Below are 270 nucleotides of genomic sequence, written 5' to 3'. Positions count from 1 at the left end.
CACTCAAGTCGCGGCATACGAAGTGGCCGCCCGAACTGAGCATCTTCCTCGTACTGGTCGGCATCAGCCTGTTCTTCGAGATCGTCGGCTGGATCGTCGTCGGCCAGAGCTTCCTGTTCAATACCGAGCGGCTCGAGATCATCGTGCTGCAGATGGCCGTGATCGGCATCATCGCGGTCGGCGTGAACCTCGTGATCATCACCAGCGGGATCGACCTGTCGTCGGGGTCGGTCGTCGCGGCGGCCGCCGTCGTGTCGGCGAGCCTCGCGC

1 protein-coding gene is annotated in these 270 nt (G+C 64.1%); it reads left to right on the top strand.

Going from position 1 to position 270, the window contains the following annotated elements; genetic code table 11:
- A partial coding sequence (locus tag AAEY72_RS14960) for a hypothetical protein (protein WP_502945399.1) occupies positions 1–270 on the top strand: 270 nt, incomplete at both ends.

The sequence above is a fragment of the Psychrobacter sp. W2-37-MNA-CIBAN-0211 genome (assembly GCF_040309405.1).
In the GTDB taxonomy this organism is placed as follows: domain Bacteria; phylum Pseudomonadota; class Gammaproteobacteria; order Pseudomonadales; family Moraxellaceae; genus Psychrobacter; species Psychrobacter glaciei.
The sequence above is the reverse complement of the archived record's forward strand: the minus strand, read 5'-3'. Positions and strand labels throughout refer to the sequence as shown.